The organism is Ligilactobacillus sp. MP3 (assembly GCF_024436335.1).
GTDB lineage: Bacteria > Bacillota > Bacilli > Lactobacillales > Lactobacillaceae > Ligilactobacillus > Ligilactobacillus salivarius.
The window spans coordinates 30,823-50,700 of the sequence record NZ_JANFQI010000011.1; the positions used below are offsets into that span (position 1 = coordinate 30,823).

Consider the following 19,878-nt stretch of genomic DNA (forward strand, 5'->3'; position numbering starts at 1 on the left):
AGGAAAGAGGGTTAACATGGATTTTAACAAAGAAGTTTTTAAAGAAAAATTCAAAAATCGTTTAGATGAAAAATATGCTTTAGATGTAAAGGATGCAACACCTCAAGAACTTTATTTAACATTGAGTTCAATTGTACGTTCAAGCTACAGTCGGTATTGGCGTAAAACTTGGAAGAAGTACATGGAAGATGGTAAAAAGCAAATTTACTATTTCTCTATCGAATTTTTACCAGGTCGCTTATTAATGAGTAATTTACTCAATATGGGTTGGTTAGAAACAGTTAGAGAAGCATTGAAAGATTTAGATATCGATTTAGATGAAATTGCGGAAGTAGAAAAAGATATGGCTCTTGGTAATGGGGGATTAGGTCGTTTAGCTTCTGCTTTTATGGATTCTTTAGCTTCTGACGGTCTTCCAGGAAATGGTAATGGTATCCGTTATCGTTATGGATTATTCAAGCAAAAATTTATTGATGGTTACCAAATTGAATTACCTAATGAATGGCTTGATAGTGGTAATCCTTGGGAAATTCGCCGTGAAAGTAAATCTGTGATAGTTAGATTAGGTGGAAAGGTATATCTTGTTGATAGGGGAAACTATCTTGAACCAGTCTATGAAGGTGCACAATTAATTAAAGCTGTACCATATGATACTGCCATCGTGGGCTATAAAAATGGCACTGTTAATACAATGAGATTATGGGATGCTGAAATTCCATCTTCAGAAGAAACTAAGTACAGAACTATTGAACAAAGACGTGAAGTTGAAGATTTAGTATCTGTTTTATATCCAGATGATTCTAAAGAATCTGGACGAATTCTTCGATTGAAACAAGAATATTTCTTCGTATCAGCTGGTATTCAAAGTATTGTTCGCCACTTTAAGAAGTACAATAAATCAATGAATAAGATTGGCGAATATATTGGAATTCATATTAATGATACTCATCCAGCTATGAGTGTGGCTGAATTAATGCGTATCTTAGTAGATGAAGAACATATGAGTTGGGACGATGCTTGGAAACAAACTGTTGCTGTAATGAGTTATACAAACCATACAATCATGGCAGAAGCCCTTGAAAAATGGCCTGTTCATATCATGCAACAAGTTCAACCTCGTATTCTACAAATCATTCAAGAAATTGATCGTCGTTTTGTTGAAGAAAAACAAGGTAAATATGCACGTGATATGATCGAACGTACACGTATTATTAAAGATAATCAAGTGAGAATGGCTAACTTATCTATCATTGGTTCTCATAGTACTAATGGTGTAGCTAAGTTGCATACAGAATTACTTAAAGATGATGTGTTGCATGATTTCTATGTAATGTATCCTGAAAGATTTAACAATAAGACAAACGGAATTACAGACCGTCGTTGGTTACAAATTGCTAACCCAGAATTATCTAAAGTTTTAGACAAGGCAATTGGTACAGAATGGCGTCAAGATCCAACTAAGCTACAAAAGTTATTAAAGTATCAAAATGATAATAAAGTTTTAAACCAGATTGCTAATGCTAAGTTGAAGAACAAAGAAAGATTAGCTAAGTTTATCGAAAAAGAAACAGGAATTAAAGTTTCTACAGATGCTATCTTTGATGTTCAAATTAAACGATTACATGCATACAAACGTCAATTATTGAAATTGATGCATATTGTTAAGTTGTATCTAGACATTAAGCAAGGCAAGGTAGCCTCTGATTTCCAACCAAGAGTATTTATTTTTGGTGCTAAAGCAGCACCTAGTTATTACTATGCAAAAGCTATCATTAAGTGCATTAATGAAGTTGCAAACATGGTAAATAATGACCCTGAAATTGGCGATAAGTTAAAGGTAGTATTCTTGGAAGATTATCGTGTATCTTTAGCAGAAAAGATTATTCCAGCTGCTAATATTAGTGAACAAATTTCTCTTGCATCTAAAGAAGCTTCTGGAACAAGTAACATGAAGTTAATGCTTAATGGTGCTTTGACTGTAGCTACACTTGATGGTGCTAATATTGAAATTAAAGATTATGTTGGAGAAGATAATATTTTTATCTTTGGTTTGACTAAGGATGAAGTATACGATTACTACAATAATGGTAATTACCATTCATATGATTATTACAATAATCATGAAGAAATTCGTCGTGTATTGAATGCTTTTGTAGATGGAACAATTCCAAATTGCCAAGCTGAAGGTCAAGAAATTTTTGATTCACTTACAAAATACAATGATGAATATTTTGTATTAAGAGATTTTGAAAGTTATGTAAATATACAAGAAATGGTTGATAGAACTTACGGTAATAAGCGTCATTGGAACCAAATGAGTTTGGTTAATATTGCTTATGGTGGTATGTTCTCTTCTGATGATACCATTAAGCGTTATGCTGAAGATATTTGGAATATTAGTCCATTAAAGGATGAAAAACATGGCACATATTCTTTATAATGCCTGGGATTCTTTATATAAAGAACCTTTTGGAGCTGTAAAAGTAGGCCACGAAGTTGTATGGCGGATACAAATTTTTCCAGATGAGAATGAAGAAATTCATTATGCTAATTTAATTCTTACCAAGGATGGAGAAGAGGATGTACCTTATGCTTTAGAAAATTTAAATCATGATGGGTTATATCAAGTAAAGCTCCAAATTGGAACAGCTGGATTATATTTCTATCATTTTGAAATTGAAACTAGCTATGGTAGATCATACTTAGAGAAACGCCAAGGTGGAATTGCGCAACAAGTAAGTAGTCAATCAGACTTATTAAGATTTCAGTTAACTTGTTATGATAAAGAAGTTCCAAGTCCTAAATGGTATCGACAAGGAGTAGTTTATCAAATTTTTCCTGATAGATTTGCCAATGGATTACCTAATGGTGAAGTTCAAGGAAGAAAGCCAAATAGCTTTATTTATGGTACTACTGCTGATAAACCTTATTATATTCGTGATAAAAATAATGAGATTGTACGTTGGGATTTTTATGGTGGTAATTTAAAAGGAATTTTAAAGAAATTATCATATCTAGAAGAATTGGGAGTAACTACAATTTATCTGAACCCAATCTTCTTATCTCGAAGCAATCATCATTATGATACTGCGGATTTCTTAAAGATTGATCCAATGATAGGAAACGAAGATGATTTGAGGGAATTAATCAGTGAGATGCATAAAAGAAATATGCACTTGATTTTAGATGGAGTTTTCAACCATGTGGGTAAAGAAAGTATATACTTTAATGCTAGTGGTTCGCATGGAAAAAATGTTGGAGCTGCTCAAAGTAAAGAAAGTCCTTATTATTCGTGGTTTGATTTTATCCATTATCCTGATGATTATAAATCTTGGTGGGGTATTAAAGATTTACCAGTGATAGATAAAGATAATCCTGAATATCAAAAGTTTATTTATGGTGATAGTAATAGAAGTGTACTGTCTAAGTGGAATAATTTTGGCGTTGATGGTTGGCGTTTAGATGTTGCTGACGAGTTACCAATGAATTTTCTTAGAGGAATTAGAAAAAACTTGGACTCACATCATAAGCAAGTAATGATAGGTGAAGTTTGGGAAGACGCTTCAAATAAGGTAGCATATGATAAACGCCGTCAATATACAGTTGGAGATAATTTAACAGGTGTTATGGGTTATCCAACGAGAATCTTTATAATGGATTTATTAGAATCTGTAAAGGGTTCACAAGATATTAAGAAGTATTGTAATGAGTATTTACAGTTACAAGAAAACTATCCAAGAGATTTTTGGCTTAATACTTTGAATAATATTGGAACACATGATACCCAAAGAATTAAGACAGTTTTGCATAATGATGATAATAAAGTAATTCAAGCCTTCAGAATACTATTTAATTTACCTGGTGTCCCATGTATTTATTACGGAGATGAAGTAGGTGTTGAAGGTGATGCTGATCCGGATAACCGTAGATTCTTCCCATGGGGACAGGAAAAAAATAGTAGAATTATTCAAGAAGTAAAACAACTTGTTGATAAAAGAAAGAAAAATACTTTATTACAAGAAGGTCGTCTAGGCTTTGTAATTGCAAGAGGATCACACTGTCCTGCTTTAGCAATAGTTAGATATGATGATAAAGGAAATTCTGTGTATAATTGGTTGAATTTAACTCAATATAAACAAATTATTTCACCAGAGAACTGTGAATACCTTTGTCTACCACAAAATATTCAACAAAAATTCCAACATGAGTTAACTTTGGACTCGTGGGAATATAAAGTTATATAAATAAAAATGTACCAATTTTCAAAAGTTAGTTAAGAACTAACCATGAAGATTGGTACATTTTTTGTAAAAAAACAGTCTTTTAAAACTAAGACTGGTGAAATAATTGCTAATTTAATTTTTCTAAAGGATAGACACGATCATCTGCTTCATCATAAACACTAATTGGAAGCTGATTAACAGCATCTATACGGAGATGATATCCATAATTATCTAGGAACAATAATTCGCGATTATCTAGACTAACGATCTTACCGGGAAGACGCTTGCCATCGATAAAGATTTCCAAATTATCCGCAACTTCTAAGCGATGACTTCGTTTACTAATTTCATCAGTAAACATCCAAACTCCAAAATAAAATGCAGGAATAGTAATTTTGTTTTTTCTATGTTTCTTCTTAGCGTGAAAAAAATTTTTTATGCCATCTTTTAAGAACCACTTAGACCTAACGAAGTGCCTACGTTCCATCACCACTATCAACTCCTCCAAACTTAAAAACACACTAAATACCTCTTATTACCGACTATTATATACTATTTTTTTGGTTGTGGAATAGAAAAAATAAATAATAACTAAAATGAAATAATTCATTATTTTTGTTACAAATCAGAAACAATAAAACGTTTACAATAAAACGTTTACGTTGTAATATAACAGTAATTTTTGGTATGATAAATGTAATAAATTATATATGGAGGAATTATTATGCTCAGACTAGGAATTATTGGAACAGGATGGATTGCTGACCAATTTGTTGAAGCTACTCATGCAACAAAAAGATGGCAATTATCAGCTGTTTATTCAAGAAGGATGAAGAGAGCTAAAGAATTTGGAAGCAAGTATTCTGAGGATATTGTATATTTTGATCGATTATCCGATTTTTTCCAAAGTGATAGTTTTGATGTAGTATATATTGCTTCTCCAAATAGTCTTCATTTTGAACAAGCTAAAGCTGCAATAATGGCTGGAAAACATGCAATTGTAGAAAAACCAATTACATCTAATCCACAAGAAATGTCACAATTAATAAAAGTATTAAGAAGACATCCACAACAATTTTTATTTGAAGCAGCTAGACATTATCATGAAGAAAACTTCAAAGCTGTTCAACAGGCTGTACAAGGAATGGAAGAAATTCAAGGTGCAACTTTGACTTACATGAAGTATTCATCAAGATATGATGCCTTCTTGGAAGGTAAGAATCCTAATGTATTTTCACCAGATTTTGCTGGTGGTGCTTTACAAGATTTAGGGGTTTATATGGTGTATGATGCACTAGCATGGTTTGGAGTACCAGATAGTGTAAATTACTATGCTACAAAGCTAAATAATGGAATTGATGGAAAAGGTATTGCAATTTTTAATTACCCACAATTCGAAGTAACTTTGCAATTTGGTAAAACTGCAAACTCATATTTACCTGGTGAAATCTATGGTAAGAAAGAAACAATTGTTATGGATAATGCTGCAGATTTAAATGAAGTTTACATTGTCAATGGCGAAGGTGAAAAGACAATTATTTCAGAGTTAGCAGATAATAATCCAATGTTAGCAGAAGTTATAGATTTTGCTGATGTATTAGAAAATCCAGATAGTCTTGAAGCTAGAGATATTGCGGATGAATGGTTAGCTATGTCAGTTGAAGTTAATAAAGTAATGTATAAATTACGTTACTATGCGAAAATAGAATTTCCAAATGATTATGAAGAAGAGTAGAAAGGATTAATTTTAATAATGAATCCAAAATTTGAAGAACAATTCCGTCAAGAAGGATTTACTGAACCTACGTTAATTCAAAAATATGTGTATCCAAAATTAGCTGAAGGAAAGAATGTAGTAGGTTTAGCTCCAACTGGTTCCGGTAAGACTTTAGCGTATTCATTACCATTGCTAGAAAAAATATTACCCAAAGATGGAAGTCAATTATTAATCATGGCTCCTTCTCAAGAATTGGCTGCACAGTTAACAAATACGATAAGACCATGGGCTAAATTATTAGACTTGAGTGTTATTGGTTTGTTAGGTGGTGCTAATGTAAAACGACAAATTGAAAAACTAAAGAAGCATCCAGAAGTAGTTATTGGAACTCCAGGTAGATTGTTAAATTTAATAAATCTAAAGAAACTGAAGCTTCATAAAATTGAATCTATTGTTATTGATGAAGCAGATGAGATGTTAGGTGATGAAGATAGCTTAAATGATGTACGCGAAATCGTTGGTCACTGTCCATCTGAAGCACAAATTAGCTTTTTCTCTGCTACTGAAGCACCTATTTTTTCTGAATTGCATCGTTGGTTTGGTGTTTATGTAGAAAGAATAGATGTTCGAAAAGAAGATAATACACGTGGTGAAGTAACAAACTATATGATAGAAACCCCAACACGTAAACGAACTGAAATGTTAAGAAGATTAGGACATGTTGATGATTTTTATGCTTTAGTTTTCTTTAAACAAACAGCTACTTTACGTGATGTAGCAGAAAAGTTACTTCATATGAAGGTACCAGTAGCTATTTTGTCTAGTGAACAAAGACAAGTAGATAGACAAAAATCATTAAGACAGTTACGTAAAAGAGAAATAAGATTTGTTTTGACAACTGATGTAGCTGCTAGAGGATTAGATTTACCTGATTTACCAGCAGTTGTTAATTATGATTTACCTAAGGATACTAATACTTACATTCATCGCGCAGGAAGAACTGGTCGTATGGGTGCAGATGGTATTGTTGTTAACTTGGGTAATGAACATGATTTGCGTTTATTCAAACAATTAATGTCTGGAACAGATTTTGTGATAGAAAAAGGTATATTATATGCTGGAAAATTAATTCCAGAATCTGAAAAAGCATTGATTGCAGTAGAAGATGAAAGACCTAATAAAAAAGCAACAAAGAAAAAAATTAAAGATAAGAAGCCTACTCGTAAAGAAGAAAAGGCTACAGAAAAGAAGAAGAAAAAGCGTAAGCGTAATTTGAAAAATAAGGGCAAGCGTCATGGACGTAAAAAAGATAAGTAGAGTAGGACGAAGTAAGAGTTAGAGGTGAGCGGATGAAAGCAGTAACGACTTTACATGTTTCAGCTAAATATTTATTTGAAAGAATTGCTGATAAAACGTTGTATGATATTTTTCAAACAACTGGTCAGGAACTTTCTTTGAATGAATTACAGGGGTATTCTTATTTGACTAAGATTGATATGTATAATGAAGCTCAAATTACAATTACTAGTGTCCTCCCTTACTCAAAGTTTCAGTATATTACTGATACAGCTGATAGTCATGTTACAGAAACCTATAAATTTAAGAGTTTAGCTCAAGATAAAGTAGAAGTTACATTTGAGCAAATAGAAGTTACATCTAATTTTTTGAAAGCTGTAGCTAATAAAATAACTAATATATCTTTGGGCTGGTTAAAGAAACATAACTTTAAAAAGGTTTTAAAACATCTAGAAACTGGATATTAGTAATATAAATATTTTTAATTTAATGATTATTGACTAAACCAAGTTTAATTTATTATACTATATGGTGTTGTCAATAATTAACAATGCACTCGTAGCTCAGCTGGATAGAGCAACCGCCTCCTAAGCGGTAGGTCATCGGTTCAAATCCGATTGAGTGCATTTTATCGAAGTTATATACCGAGATAGCAATTTAAATAGTCGGGGGAGCCAGTAGGTTTTCCCGGCTTTTTAAGTATTTAAAAACGATTGGAGATTGAAATGAAAGTAAAAAGAAAAATCTTTTGGGGAGCTTTAATAACTCTAGGGATAGTTTATGGTGATATTGGGACATCGCCTTTGTATGTAATGAAAGCTCTAATTATGGATGCTGGAGGATTAAATGGGCTAACCGAAGATTACATAATTGGATGTTTATCACTGGTTTTTTGGACTTTAATGTTAATGACAACAATAAAGTATGTTTTAATAGCGTTGAGGGCAGATAATCACGGTGAAGGTGGAATTTTTGCCTTATATGCATTGGTACGTAATAAGAAAAAGTGGCTGATATTACCGGCGTTACTAGGTGGTGCGGCTTTATTAGCAGATGGAACTTTAACACCTGCTGTTACTGTAACGAGTGCTATTGAAGGTTTAAAAGGTATTTCAATTGGCTCTCAGCCGTGGATAAATACACAGTTAGAAGTTAATCTAGTAACATTTGTAATTCTATTAGTACTATTTTTGATTCAACGATTTGGTACAAGTTTTATTGGTAAAGCTTTTGGACCATTGATGTTGTTATGGTTCTCATTTCTAGCAATTTTTGGAATTGTTAACTTAATTCATGAGCCACTGGTATTGAGGGCTTTGTCGCCTCATTATGGATTAATGTTGTTGTTTTCTCCTGCTAATAAAGTAGGAATATTTATTTTAGGAAGTGTCTTCCTGGCAACAACCGGGGCAGAAGCTTTATATTCTGACATGGGTCATGTTGGTAAGAGAAGTATATATTTAACTTGGCCATTTGTTTGTGGGGCATTAGTATTAAATTATTTTGGACAGGGAGCATATTTGATTAAAAATCTTGGTAATTTTAAAACTACTGGTGATATTTTTAATCCGTTTTATGAGATGCTACCTTCCAGTGTCTATTTATTTGGCGTACTAATTTCAACGATTGCTGCAATTATAGCCTCTCAAGCTTTAATTACTGGATCATTCACATTAGTTGAAGAAGCAGTCGGATTGAAATTACTACCTAAAATGAAAGTAGAACATCCTTCTTTATCTAGAGGCCAAATTTATATCCGTACGATAAATTGGTCATTATGTATTTGTACTTTGTTAGTTTTGGCATATTTTAGAACTTCTGAAAGAATGGAAGCAGCTTATGGTTTAGCAATTACAATTACAATGCTTATGACAACTATTTTGTTATCACAATATCTTAAGGATAAAGTAAATGTAGTGTTTAATGGGATTTTCTTAGCTGTTTTCTTGTCAGTTGAATTGATATTCTTAATCTCTAGTTTAACTAAGTTTACACATGGTGGTTACGTAACTCTATTAATCACGCTTCTGATACTATTAATTATGGTAATTTGGTATTTTGGTAATAAGTTACGTGATTATCTAAGTGATGAAGAAGAATGGGTATCGTTAAGTGATTATAAAGATGTATTGCAAGAACTATCAAATGATGATAGAATTCCACTTTATATCAGTAATTTAGTAATGTTGACTAAAGTAGATAAAAGAACTTATAAAGTTAAAAGAGAGACTCTGTATTCAATTTTAGATAAGTCTCCTAAGAAAGCCAAAGTATATTGGTTTGTAACAGTTAATACTACTAGTGATCCATATACAAATTATTATACAGTTGATATGATGGGAACAAGAAACATTGTTAATCTACAACTTTATTTAGGATTTAAAATGGATCATCGCGTAAACCTTTATTTGAGACAAGTAGTTGAAGACTTAATCGAAAATGATATTATCGATGAACAACCTCAAAAGTATACAACTATGCCTGGAAGAAAGATAGGGGATTTCCGCTTTATTATCATTCAAGAACTACTATCTCCAAATACAAAAGTAAGAGGATGGCAACATTTACTTATTTCTGCCAGAATCTTTATTCAAAACCATAGTACTAACCCAATTCAATGGTTTGGACTTGAATTTAGTGAGGTTAAGGTTGAAAAGGTACCATTGCTGTTGAAGAAACGAAGAATACCAGCAATGGAACAAAGAATGATTTTGAATCCTAAAGATGTAAAACGTAGTACAAAAGAATAATATAAAAAAGATAGGTTGACAGTTAAATGTTACCTATCTTTTTTATATATGTCTTTAATACAATTTATAGTAGAAAACATAATGTTAAATATTGTATAGTAGATATGAGAATAAATTTAAGAGAAATACGAGGGATTGTATGACTACAATTAGAGATGTCGCAAAATTAGCTGGTGTTTCTCCATCAACAGCTTCAAGAGCGATGCATGACAGTAATTTAATTAGTGATAAGACGAAGGAAAAAGTAAGAAAAGCAATGGAGGAGTTGAATTTTTCTCCTAATTACGCTGCACAAAGTTTGGCCAATAGGTTTTCAAAAACAATTGGTGTTATTTTACCAATAAGAGAAGAATCCGTTGGTAATAATCCATTTTTTATTCAAATACTTCAAGGAATTTCGACTATTTGTAATGCACATGATTATATAGTTTCATTAGCGACAGGTCAAAAAGAAGAAGAATTAATCCAAAATATCGATAATTTAATAAATAGGGGTAATGTTAAGAACTTTATTTTTCTTTATTCGAAAGAAAATGATGTGATTCTAGAATATGTTAAGAAACAAAAAGATGTGTTTTATGTGATTGTGGGTAAACCATATGACAATATTGAAAGTACATCATATGTGGATAACGATAATATTCAAGCTAGTAGCGATGCGACTAATTATCTAATCAATAAGGGACATCAAAATATATGCTATGTATATACTAATCTAGACGAAATGGTACAAGATGATAGATATGTAGGATATAGGCTAGCGGTTAAAGAAAAATTATTTAATTCATATAAATTAAACTTTTCAAGTGATAATTGGGAAGAAAATAAGGAAAAGTTACTAACTTTTATCAAAGCAAATCCACAAGTAAATGGGATTGTTGCATGTGATGATATAACAGGATTAACTGTTCAACAAATATTGATAGAATCTGGGATAGATTTAGAAAAGTATGAAATTGTAACATTTAATAATTCTATCTATACTCAAATTGCTAAACCTATGATAACTGCAGTAGAAATTTTTCCAAGATTTTTAGGATCAGAAGCAGCTGTCTTAGCAATTAATAATGGACAGAAAACCTTAGATGTGGGGACTAAACACATAATTGTTCCACATAAAATTATAGAGCATTAAAAAAGTCACGAAAAAAATTGTGATTTTTTTAAAATTTTTTATCGCAAACGGTTGCAAAAGAAAACGTTATCTGCTATTATATTCATTGTCGAAATGGAAGAATGCGATTTCATTTTTGATAATTTTATTACATTTATCTAGGAGTGTGATCTTATATGAGCGAAAAGGCGCAAAGTTCACAAGCAACAAAAGGGTTGCCTGATGTTAGTAAAAGTTTAATTTGGATGATAAACTTTGGATTCTTAGGAGTTCAAACAGCATTTACATTACAAAGTTCGCAAATGTCTCGAATTTTCCAAACAGTAGGTGCGGATCCTAATAGTCTTGGTTGGTTCTTCATTTTACCACCGTTAGCTGGCTTATTAGTGCAACCGGTTGTAGGGTATTATTCAGACCGTACATGGGCACCAAAATTAGGTGGTCGTAGATTGCCATATTTACTATTAGGTACATTAATTGCCGTTATTGTAATGATTTTATTGCCTAATTCTGGTAGTTTTGGTTTTGGATATGGTTCATTAGCAGCTTTGCTATTTGGTGCTATAACTGTTGCGTTCTTAGACGTTTCATCTAACATGGCTATGCAACCATTTAAAATGATGGTTGGTGATATGGTAAATGATGATCAAAAGAGCTATGCATATGGTATTCAAAGTTTCTTATCTAATACAGGTGCTGTAATTGCTGCCGTACTTCCTTTCTTATTTGCATATATGGGATTAAAGAATACAGCAGCTAAAGGGGTTGTTCCTCAAACTGTTGTGGTAGCATTTTATGTAGGTGCTGCATTACTTGTTATTACAAGTTTATTTACAATTTTTAAAGTGAAAGAGTATGATCCTGAAACATATGCTATGTATCATGGTATTTCTACAGAAGCAAATGAAGAAAAAGTTAGCTGGATTCAATTGTTGAAGACAGCACCTAAAGCATTCTGGACAGTTACTTTAGTTCAATTCTTCTGCTGGTTTGCATTCCAATACTTATGGACATATTCAGCTGGTGCAATTGCTGAAAATGTATGGCATACAACAAACGCAACATCTCAAGGATATCAAGCAGCTGGTAACTGGTACGGAGTTTTGGCGGCGGTTCAATCTATCGCAGCTGTTGTATGGTCATATGTATTAGCTAAAGTTCCTAATAAATATCACAAAGCAGGTTACTTCTCAAGTTTATTATTAGGTGCATTAGGATTCTTATCAATTTTCTTTGTTTCTAATCAATATGTTTTGATTGTTTCTTATATTCTTGTAGGTATTGCATGGGCAGGTATTAATACATATCCATTGACAATTGTTACAAATGCATTATCGGGAAATCACATGGGAACATACTTAGGTTTATTTAATGGTTCAATTTGTTTACCACAAATCGTTGCATCTTTACTAAGTTTTGGTTTGTTCCCTCTACTAGGCGGACATCAAGCAAATATGTTCTTAGCAGCCGGAATTGTTTTAGCATTAGGTGCATTTTCAGTATTACTAATTAAAGAAACATATGAGGCATAATTTATGATAGAAGAAGAACATTTTGGATATATTGGAAATAAAGAAATTTCAAAATATATTCTAAAAAATAAGCAACAAACACGAGTTGGAATTTTAAATTTGGCAGGAATAATTCAAGAATTCTCAATAGTAGTAAATTCTAAGCGGAAAAATTTGGTTGTTAATTTTGACACACCTAATGAGTATGTAGAAAATAACTTTCAAATTTGTAAGCAAATAGGAAGAGTTGCTGGAAGAATAAAAGGTGCAAGTTTTGAACTTGATAATATGCAATATACAGTAGAAGCTAATGAAGGTCCTAATGCATTGCATGGAGGCTCACATGGTTTAAGCACCCAAATCTTGAATGCCAAAATTACAGGAAACACTTTAATCTTATTTACGAGATTAAAACATGAAGTAGATGGTTATCCAGGAGATATAGACTTGGAAATAAGTTATAGTTTGGATGATGATAATTGCTTGAGTGTGGGATATAAGGCTAAAGCAATTGGAAGTACAGTTTTTGATCCAACGGTGCATGTCTATTGGAGATTACCACAAGGGTTGAAGAATTCCAAGTTGATAATTCCTACTGGTCAACATGTAGAAACAGATGTGGAAAATATTCCAACTGGTAATTTTGATACGAATGAGAAGTATAATTTACAAAAAGAAAAATATTTATCAAATGTAATAGAAGAACTAAGATCTGATGAAATTGCAGGTTTAGACGATATCTATAAAGTTGATGCTAGTGACGATAAAATGGTTGCTAGACTTGCCAATATGGAAGATAATATTAATATAGATATTTTTAGTAATAGAAATGGACTGATTGTTTTTACAGCTGATCCTATAGATGTAGCTAATCATGACAAGGGTATTTACAATGCAGTGGCAACTGAAGCTCAAACAGTTTCTGATTCGTTGCATCATCCAGATTTTGGTGATATAAGGTTGTATGATGGTCAGGAAAAAAATTACGAAATAAAATATAAAGTAAGTATAGTTTGAAAGGAAGTCTAATTATGAAGAGAATATTTGAAGTTGATCCATGGAAAGTTATTTCTCATGAACTAAAGCCTGAAGATAAACGATTACAAGAAAGTATGACAAGTATTGGTAACGAATATATGGGTATGCGTGGGATGTTTGAAGAAAAATATTCTGGCGATACACATAAAGGTATCTATTTAGGTGGAGTTTGGTTCCCTGATAAGACAGTTGTTGGTTGGTGGAAAAATGGTTACCCACATTATTTTGGTAAAGTTATAAACGCTGTGGACTTTGTATCTGTTGATATTAAAGTAAATGGTGAATCCATTGACTTAGCTAAAGATAGTTATTCTGATTATGAAGTTAGTCTTGATATGAAGAAAGGTATTTTAACTCGTAGCTATGTAGTTGATAAAGATGGAGCTAAGGTAAAGGTAACATCTACTCGTTTTGTAAGTATTGCATTTAAAGAACTATATGCTAATAAATTAACTTTTGAAAATCTGGGCTCAGAACCTGTAACTTTAGAAGTTGATTCTGTAATTGATGCAGATGTATACAATGAAGATGCGAATTATGATGAACAATTCTGGAATGTTTTGAGTAAACAAGTATCTGCTAAAGATGGAAGATTAGTTGCACAAACAATTCCAAACAATTTTGGTACACCTCAATTTACTACTGAGATGGCAATGCATCATGTTACTGACATGGAAGCTAAAGGCTTAGGTAAAGAAGAAGACAAGCAAGTTGTTAATACTTTTGCTAAAGAATTAGCAGCCAATGAACAAGTAACATTTGAAAAACGTGTAATTGTTACAACATCTCGTGACTATGCAGATGAGAAAGATTTAGATGAAGCAACAAGTAAATTATTAGATTCACAAGCAGAAAAGACATTTAGTGAACTATTAACTGCTCATGAAGAAGCATGGGATAAGAGATGGGAAAAGGCTGATGTTAAGATTGAAGGCAGTGACGAGGCACAACAAGGTATTCGTTTCAACTTATTCCAATTATTCTCAACATACTATGGCGATGATGCTCGACTAAACATTGGACCAAAAGGCTTTACTGGTGAAAAGTATGGTGGTGCAACTTACTGGGATACAGAAGCATTTGCTGTTCCACTTTACTTAGCATTGGCTGATAAAGAAGTTACTCATAATCTTCTTGAATACCGTCATAATCAATTGCCAGGTGCATACCATAACGCACAAGAACAAGGTCTAAAAGGTGCTTTATATCCAATGGTAACGTTTAATGGTATTGAATGCCATAATGAATGGGAAATTACTTTTGAAGAAATTCATCGTAATGGTACAATTGCATATGCTATTTACAACTATACACGTTATACTGGCGATGAAGAATATGTGACACATGATGGATTTGATGTTTTGACAGGTATTGCACGTTTCTGGGCAGATAGAGTGCATTACTCACAACGTAAGGGATTATACATGATTCATGGTGTAACAGGTCCTAATGAATATGAAAACAATGTAAATAATAACTGGTATACAAACATGCTTGCTAAATGGTGCTTGAATTACACTAATGAAATTGCAGATAAGGTTTCTGATGAAAAATTAGCTGAATTAGGACTTACTGAAGAAGAACGTAACAAGTGGCATGAAATTGCAGATAATATGTATCTACCAGAAGACAAGGAATTAGGAATCTTTGTACAACATGATACATTCTTAGATAAAGATTTAACACCAGTAGCTGATATTCCTGCTGATCAATTACCATTAAACCAAAATTGGTCATGGGATAAGATTTTAAGATCACCATATATCAAGCAAGGTGATGTAATGCAAGGAATTTGGTACTTTATCGATAAATTCCCAGAAGATGTTAAGAAACGCAACTTTGAATTCTACGAACCATTAACAGTACATGAATCTAGTTTATCTCCTTCTGTACACGCAATTATTGCTGCTGATTTGCACAAAGAAGATAAAGCTGTAGAAATGTATTCTAGAACTGCACGTCTTGATTTAGATAACTACAACAATGATACTAATGATGGATTGCATATCACATCAATGACTGGTTCTTGGTTAGCTATTGTTCAAGGATTTGCTGGTATGAGAGTAATTGATGATGAACTTCAATTCTCACCATTTGTACCAAAAGATTGGGAAGGTTATAACTTCCGTATTAACTTCCGTGGCAGATTACTTGAAGTTACTGTAAATAAAGAAGGTTCATCTATTAAATTGCTAAAAGGCGATGATTTAACAATTAAGTTAAATGGTGAATCTTTGACATTAACAACAGAAAAGTAGGTGAATAGTTTGAAGGGTGTAGTATTTGATTTAGATGGTGTAATTACTGATACAGCTAAATTTCACTTTGAAGCTTGGAGTCAACTTGCAAAAGAAAAATTTGATTTAATTCTACCAGCTGAATTTGAAAGTAAGTTGAAGGGAATTAGTAGAATTGAATCTTTAGAAAGAATTTTGGAATTTGGTAATTTGAGCGATAAGTATACAAGTGATCAAGTAGCTGAAATGGCAAATGAAAAAAATACTTACTATGTAGCAGCAATTGATAGTCAATTAACTGAAAGTGATATCTTACCAGGAGTAAAAAGATTACTTGATGAGTTGAAAGAACATGGCATGAAACTAGCAATAGCTTCTGCCTCTAAGAATGCTCCACATATTTTAGAAAAGCTAGGAATCATTGATGAGTTTGATGCAATTGCTGATCCAGCTAAGGTAGCTAAAGGCAAGCCAGCTCCAGATATCTTTATTGCAGGTGCTGAAGCAATTAATTTAGATCCTAAAGATTGTGTAGGCGTAGAAGATGCAGTGGCTGGAGTAGCTGCTATCAAGTCTGCAGGAATGGTTGCAGTTGCAGTTGGTGATAAGGATGAATTAAGCCAAGCTGATGAAGTTGTACCAAGTACACAAGATTTTAGTTATGAATTGTTTAATCAAGTGTGGAATAAAGTGAATAAGTAAATAAGAGAATAAGATGTGATTGAGAGAAGAAGATATTAACTGATTTTGGTTAATATCTTTTTTTTTGCGTATAAAAATGAGGATCAGAGAAAGAACTCTAATCCTCATTTCTTTTAAATATTTGGATTCTTACGACCTATCATAGTAATTACAATTAAGGCAATAATTGATTCAATTGCAATATATAATCCGCGCAAAGCTAGATGAGTACCACCAAGCCAGAGATTAAAAATAATAGATACAATGACGATGCCTAAAATAGCAATCCACTGACCTTTATTAAAGGCGATGCCATATTTTTCTTCGCGTCGGCGAATAGAAGGTAAGATAGCACCTAAACCAATTAAAACTACGATTGCAACAATATTAATAATTAATTCATACCACCATGTATGACTGAATTGCTTAACATCTTGAGGTGTAATTCCCAAAATAGTAGCAATAGCAGTTACAGCAAGTAACAAGAAACCAACAATATAAGCCAGTTTGTCATTTTTTATGTAAACATATTCTGATGGATATTTAGCTGAATTTTTACGAACACGCATGAAGGCATAGAAAATCCAGCAGGTAACGCCAGGAGAAATAATACCGTTTAAATTCAAAAGCCAATTAAATACATCATTCATTTCTGGTAAGAATACCCCTAATAGCATGATGAAAGCTGATAATGAGCTAGTTAAGATATAGCCATTAATAGGTAGGCCATCGCTATTAGTTTTACGTAAGAATTTAGGCATGAATTTATCACCAGTGTCTGAGATTAACATACGTGTCATAGCATCCAATAGAACCGCTAGTAAAGCACACATATAAAGAACAGAAGTCCAAGCGTAGATGTACATGAATAATTTACCTACACCAAGTTGTTGTCCTAAAGCTTGAAAAGCATAGTAAGAACCGTTCATCTTTAAATCATTTGGTAAGTGATAAGCATTAAAATAGATACCTAATGCAAATGAACCAAAAATAGTTAAGAAAGCTGTCATGATTGATAAAGCGATCATTGCCTTAGGAAAATCACGTTTAGGTTTTTTCATCTTAGTAACATAAGGAGCAATGAGTTCACAACCATTAACTGCATAGATTAACATACCAACAGTTGACCAGTATTTTAGATCAAATTTAGGGATGATTGTTTTCCAAGTCATAGGTTGAGTTGCCATATGACCGCCATTCTTAGCTAAACCAAAAAAAGCTAAAACAACAAACAAAATTGTCATAATGAACATCATACCGCCACCGATTGTTGAAAGGAGTTCCATTGAATTTTTCAAGTGACGTTGAATAAAAATAAATACGATGAAAATTAAAAAAGTCCAAAATGTAAATTCGGCATTAGACATTGTATCTTGAAATTTATTTGATCCAGTAAATGCCCAGCCAAAACCAACTACAACAGAATTTGCAGAATCAACTACGTAAGGTACGGAAGCAGCCCAATAAGTCCAAGCAGTGAAGTAACCGAGAAATTCTCCGTTAGTTCCACGAATCCATGAACTAAGACCACCACCTTCTTTATTAAAAATACCACCAAGTTGTCCAACGATTAAAGAATAAGGAATAACATATAAAAATAGCATCAAAACCCAGGAAGTAATAACAGTCATTCCTTGGTTTTGAAAATTATACATAATATCATCAAAACCGATAACAGTAACAAAGGCCATTAGAGTTAGAATAGGCCAGGAAATATAATTTTTACTGCTTAAGTCATCCATTAAAGTTTCCACCTCTTTATAAAGTAATAAGATTATACGAATAAAAGAATAGCTTAAGATAAATATTTATGCAAGATAAAAAAGTAGAAAAAGCAATTTATCAAGATTTGGATATAGGACCAATTTTTTAATTTATACAAAATAATCGGTTTCAAAATTAGAAATTGCAGAAATTAAAGAATTGGTCCTGTGTGAAAATAAGAAATTGCTAGTAAGTGGTGATAAATTATGTAAAGCAAAGTTATATGTTTAAACAATATAAATAGCGCTTGAGAAAAATTTTTCCCAAGCGCATTTTAGCAGTATTATTTTTATGCCCAGTCACCGTTTCTAAAAATAGGAATAATAGTACCATCTTCTTTGATACCATCAATATCCATATCAGCTGAGCCCATCATGAAGTCGACATGAGTTTGACTAATATTGATGCCGTGTTCCTTTAATTCTTCGTCTGACATTTTAGTACCACCTTGAATTGAGAAAGGATAAGCAGCACCTAAAGCCATGTGGTTGCTTGCATTTTCATCAAATAAAGTATTAAAGAAAGTAATACCGGATTGTGAAATTGGCGATGGATCTGGAACTAATGAAACTTCTCCTAATGAAGTAGCACCATCGTCAGTTTTGATAAGTTCTTCTAAGATATTTTGTCCTTTATCAGCTGTGACTTTAGTAACTTTGCCATTTTCAAATTCAAAGTGCATATTTTCAATAATATTACCAGCATAGCTCAAAGGTTTAGTTGAACCGACATAACCGTCAATTTGACGAGCATCAGGTGCTGTGAAGACTTCTTCAGTTGGCATATTTGCCATAAACTCAATTCCAGCAGCGTTATAACTGCCAGCACCTTCCCAAATATGATTCTTTGGAAGTCCAACAGTAATATCAGTAATTGGCGATGTGTAATGAAGAGCTTTAAATTGCTCTTTATTTAACCAATCAGCTTTAGTACGTAAAGTTTCATCATGTTTCTTCCAAGCAGCAATAGGGTCTTCTTGATCGATGCGTGTAGTTTTAAAAATTTCTTCCCACAATTTGTCAACTGCTGCATCACCCTTTAAATCAGGGAAAACTTTTTCAGCCCATTTAACACCAGCTGCACCAACAACAGTCCAGCTTAAATCGTTATTTTGAGTGGCTTTTCGTACAACATTTAAAGCTTTACCATTAGCTTTTTGGAATGTAGATACACGATTATGATCTAATCCGTTAAAAGCATCAGGATCTTCAGAGATAACAGAAATACGTGCAGCTTTATTATCAGCGATATATTCAGCTTCTTTTACAAGATAGTAAGGAATATTTTCAAGACGTTCTTGATTAGCAAATTCTAAAAATTGACGAGAAGTAAATGTATCTGACCACTTAACCATAACTTCACTTGCTCCAGCAGCATATGCTTCTTTAACAATTAAGTGAGCTAATTCTTGTTGTTCAACGTTAATGTATAATACAACTGGTTGGTTTGGTTGGACATTTACACCAATTTTAACAATTAATTCAGCATATTTTTGTAGTTTTTCTTTAAAATTTGGAATTGTCATAATGAGCCTCCATTCAAAATAG

General features: G+C 32.5%; 14 protein-coding genes and 1 tRNA gene. 12 read left to right on the top strand and 3 right to left on the bottom strand.

The genetic code is table 11. The annotated features are described in order from the left end of the window. The first annotated feature begins 16 nt into the window (after nt 1–16). Together NOU10_RS08140 and NOU10_RS08145 are read left to right on the top strand one after the other, a co-directional pair. Nucleotides 17–2,440 carry a glycogen/starch/alpha-glucan phosphorylase gene (locus tag NOU10_RS08140; RefSeq protein WP_255906540.1) on the top strand — a complete coding sequence of 808 codons (2,424 nt, stop codon included), beginning with the start codon at nt 17–19 and terminating at the stop codon, nt 2,438–2,440. Next, nucleotides 2,421–4,244 (top strand): glycoside hydrolase family 13 protein, encoded by a 1,824-nt coding sequence (locus tag NOU10_RS08145; RefSeq protein ID WP_255906541.1) that lies wholly within the window; start codon nt 2,421–2,423, stop codon nt 4,242–4,244. The genes NOU10_RS08140 and NOU10_RS08145 overlap by 20 nt, the downstream gene beginning before the upstream one ends. Nucleotides 4,245–4,350: 106 nt before the next feature. Here NOU10_RS08145 and NOU10_RS08150 read toward each other — a convergent pair whose 3' ends face one another. Next, nucleotides 4,351–4,716 (bottom strand): DUF4828 domain-containing protein, encoded by a 366-nt coding sequence (locus NOU10_RS08150; RefSeq protein WP_004563810.1) that lies wholly within the window; start codon nt 4,714–4,716, stop codon nt 4,351–4,353. A 231-nt stretch (nt 4,717–4,947) separates the two neighbouring features. Here NOU10_RS08150 and NOU10_RS08155 point away from each other — a divergent pair, with 231 nt between their 5' ends. From NOU10_RS08155 to pgmB, 10 genes are all read left to right on the top strand, one after another. Beyond that, on the top strand, nt 4,948–5,958 hold the full coding sequence (locus tag NOU10_RS08155) for a Gfo/Idh/MocA family protein (RefSeq protein ID WP_164480099.1): 1,011 nt from the start codon (nt 4,948–4,950) through the stop codon (nt 5,956–5,958). Nucleotides 5,959–5,976: 18 nt separating this feature from the next. After that, nucleotides 5,977–7,257, top strand: a complete 1,281-nt coding sequence (locus NOU10_RS08160; protein ID WP_255906542.1) for a DEAD/DEAH box helicase — start codon at nt 5,977–5,979, stop codon at nt 7,255–7,257. Between the two features lie 32 nt (nt 7,258–7,289). Next, nucleotides 7,290–7,703 carry a DUF3284 domain-containing protein gene (locus NOU10_RS08165; protein WP_003710591.1) on the top strand — a complete coding sequence of 138 codons (414 nt, stop codon included), beginning with the start codon at nt 7,290–7,292 and terminating at the stop codon, nt 7,701–7,703. 85 nt (nt 7,704–7,788) lie between these two features. Beyond that, nucleotides 7,789–7,862, top strand: a tRNA-Arg gene (locus NOU10_RS08170). Between the two features lie 99 nt (nt 7,863–7,961). After that, nucleotides 7,962–9,986: a KUP/HAK/KT family potassium transporter gene (locus NOU10_RS08175; RefSeq protein ID WP_255906543.1), complete on the top strand. Its 2,025-nt coding sequence runs from the start codon at nt 7,962–7,964 to the stop codon at nt 9,984–9,986. A gap of 139 nt (nt 9,987–10,125) precedes the next feature. Then, nucleotides 10,126–11,121, top strand: coding sequence for a LacI family DNA-binding transcriptional regulator (locus tag NOU10_RS08180; RefSeq protein ID WP_250200508.1), 996 nt, complete (start codon nt 10,126–10,128; stop codon nt 11,119–11,121). Between the two features lie 155 nt (nt 11,122–11,276). After that, nucleotides 11,277–12,632, top strand: a complete 1,356-nt coding sequence (locus tag NOU10_RS08185) for an SLC45 family MFS transporter (protein WP_255906544.1) — start codon at nt 11,277–11,279, stop codon at nt 12,630–12,632. 3 nt (nt 12,633–12,635) lie between these two features. Then, the gene (locus NOU10_RS08190) at nt 12,636–13,628 is read left to right on the top strand and encodes an aldose epimerase family protein (RefSeq protein WP_255906545.1); all 993 of its coding nucleotides are present in this window, start codon (nt 12,636–12,638) and stop codon (nt 13,626–13,628) included. 14 nt (nt 13,629–13,642) lie between these two features. Continuing rightward, complete coding sequence (locus NOU10_RS08195; RefSeq protein WP_255906546.1) at nt 13,643–15,907, top strand: glycoside hydrolase family 65 protein; 2,265 nt, start codon at nt 13,643–13,645, stop codon at nt 15,905–15,907. 9 nt (nt 15,908–15,916) lie between these two features. Next, entirely contained in the window at nt 15,917–16,588 is a 672-nt protein-coding gene (gene pgmB / locus NOU10_RS08200; RefSeq protein WP_255906547.1) for a beta-phosphoglucomutase, read from the top strand. Between the two features lie 113 nt (nt 16,589–16,701). Here pgmB and NOU10_RS08205 read toward each other — a convergent pair whose 3' ends face one another. Both NOU10_RS08205 and NOU10_RS08210 read right to left on the bottom strand, forming a co-directional pair. Continuing rightward, nucleotides 16,702–18,309, bottom strand: a complete 1,608-nt coding sequence (locus tag NOU10_RS08205) for an APC family permease (RefSeq protein WP_160996645.1) — start codon at nt 18,307–18,309, stop codon at nt 16,702–16,704. A gap of 311 nt (nt 18,310–18,620) precedes the next feature. Beyond that, nucleotides 18,621–19,856 carry an aminopeptidase gene (locus NOU10_RS08210; protein ID WP_255906548.1) on the bottom strand — a complete coding sequence of 412 codons (1,236 nt, stop codon included), beginning with the start codon at nt 19,854–19,856 and terminating at the stop codon, nt 18,621–18,623. Nucleotides 19,857–19,878 lie beyond the last annotated feature (22 nt).

Excerpts from the sequence above, each read along its gene's own strand:
- NOU10_RS08140 (WP_255906540.1), top strand. The coding sequence starts at position 17 with ATGGATTTTAACAAAGAAGTTTTTAAAGAAAAATTCAAAAATCGTTTA.
- NOU10_RS08145 (WP_255906541.1), top strand. The coding sequence starts at position 2,421 with ATGGCACATATTCTTTATAATGCCTGGGATTCTTTATATAAAGAACCT.
- NOU10_RS08155 (WP_164480099.1), top strand. The coding sequence starts at position 4,948 with ATGCTCAGACTAGGAATTATTGGAACAGGATGGATTGCTGACCAATTT.
- NOU10_RS08160 (WP_255906542.1), top strand. The coding sequence starts at position 5,977 with ATGAATCCAAAATTTGAAGAACAATTCCGTCAAGAAGGATTTACTGAA.
- NOU10_RS08165 (WP_003710591.1), top strand. The coding sequence starts at position 7,290 with ATGAAAGCAGTAACGACTTTACATGTTTCAGCTAAATATTTATTTGAA.
- NOU10_RS08175 (WP_255906543.1), top strand. The coding sequence starts at position 7,962 with ATGAAAGTAAAAAGAAAAATCTTTTGGGGAGCTTTAATAACTCTAGGG.
- NOU10_RS08180 (WP_250200508.1), top strand. The coding sequence starts at position 10,126 with ATGACTACAATTAGAGATGTCGCAAAATTAGCTGGTGTTTCTCCATCA.
- NOU10_RS08185 (WP_255906544.1), top strand. The coding sequence starts at position 11,277 with ATGAGCGAAAAGGCGCAAAGTTCACAAGCAACAAAAGGGTTGCCTGAT.
- NOU10_RS08190 (WP_255906545.1), top strand. The coding sequence starts at position 12,636 with ATGATAGAAGAAGAACATTTTGGATATATTGGAAATAAAGAAATTTCA.
- NOU10_RS08195 (WP_255906546.1), top strand. The coding sequence starts at position 13,643 with ATGAAGAGAATATTTGAAGTTGATCCATGGAAAGTTATTTCTCATGAA.
- NOU10_RS08205 (WP_160996645.1), bottom strand. The coding sequence starts at position 18,309 with ATGGATGACTTAAGCAGTAAAAATTATATTTCCTGGCCTATTCTAACT.
- NOU10_RS08210 (WP_255906548.1), bottom strand. The coding sequence starts at position 19,856 with ATGACAATTCCAAATTTTAAAGAAAAACTACAAAAATATGCTGAATTA.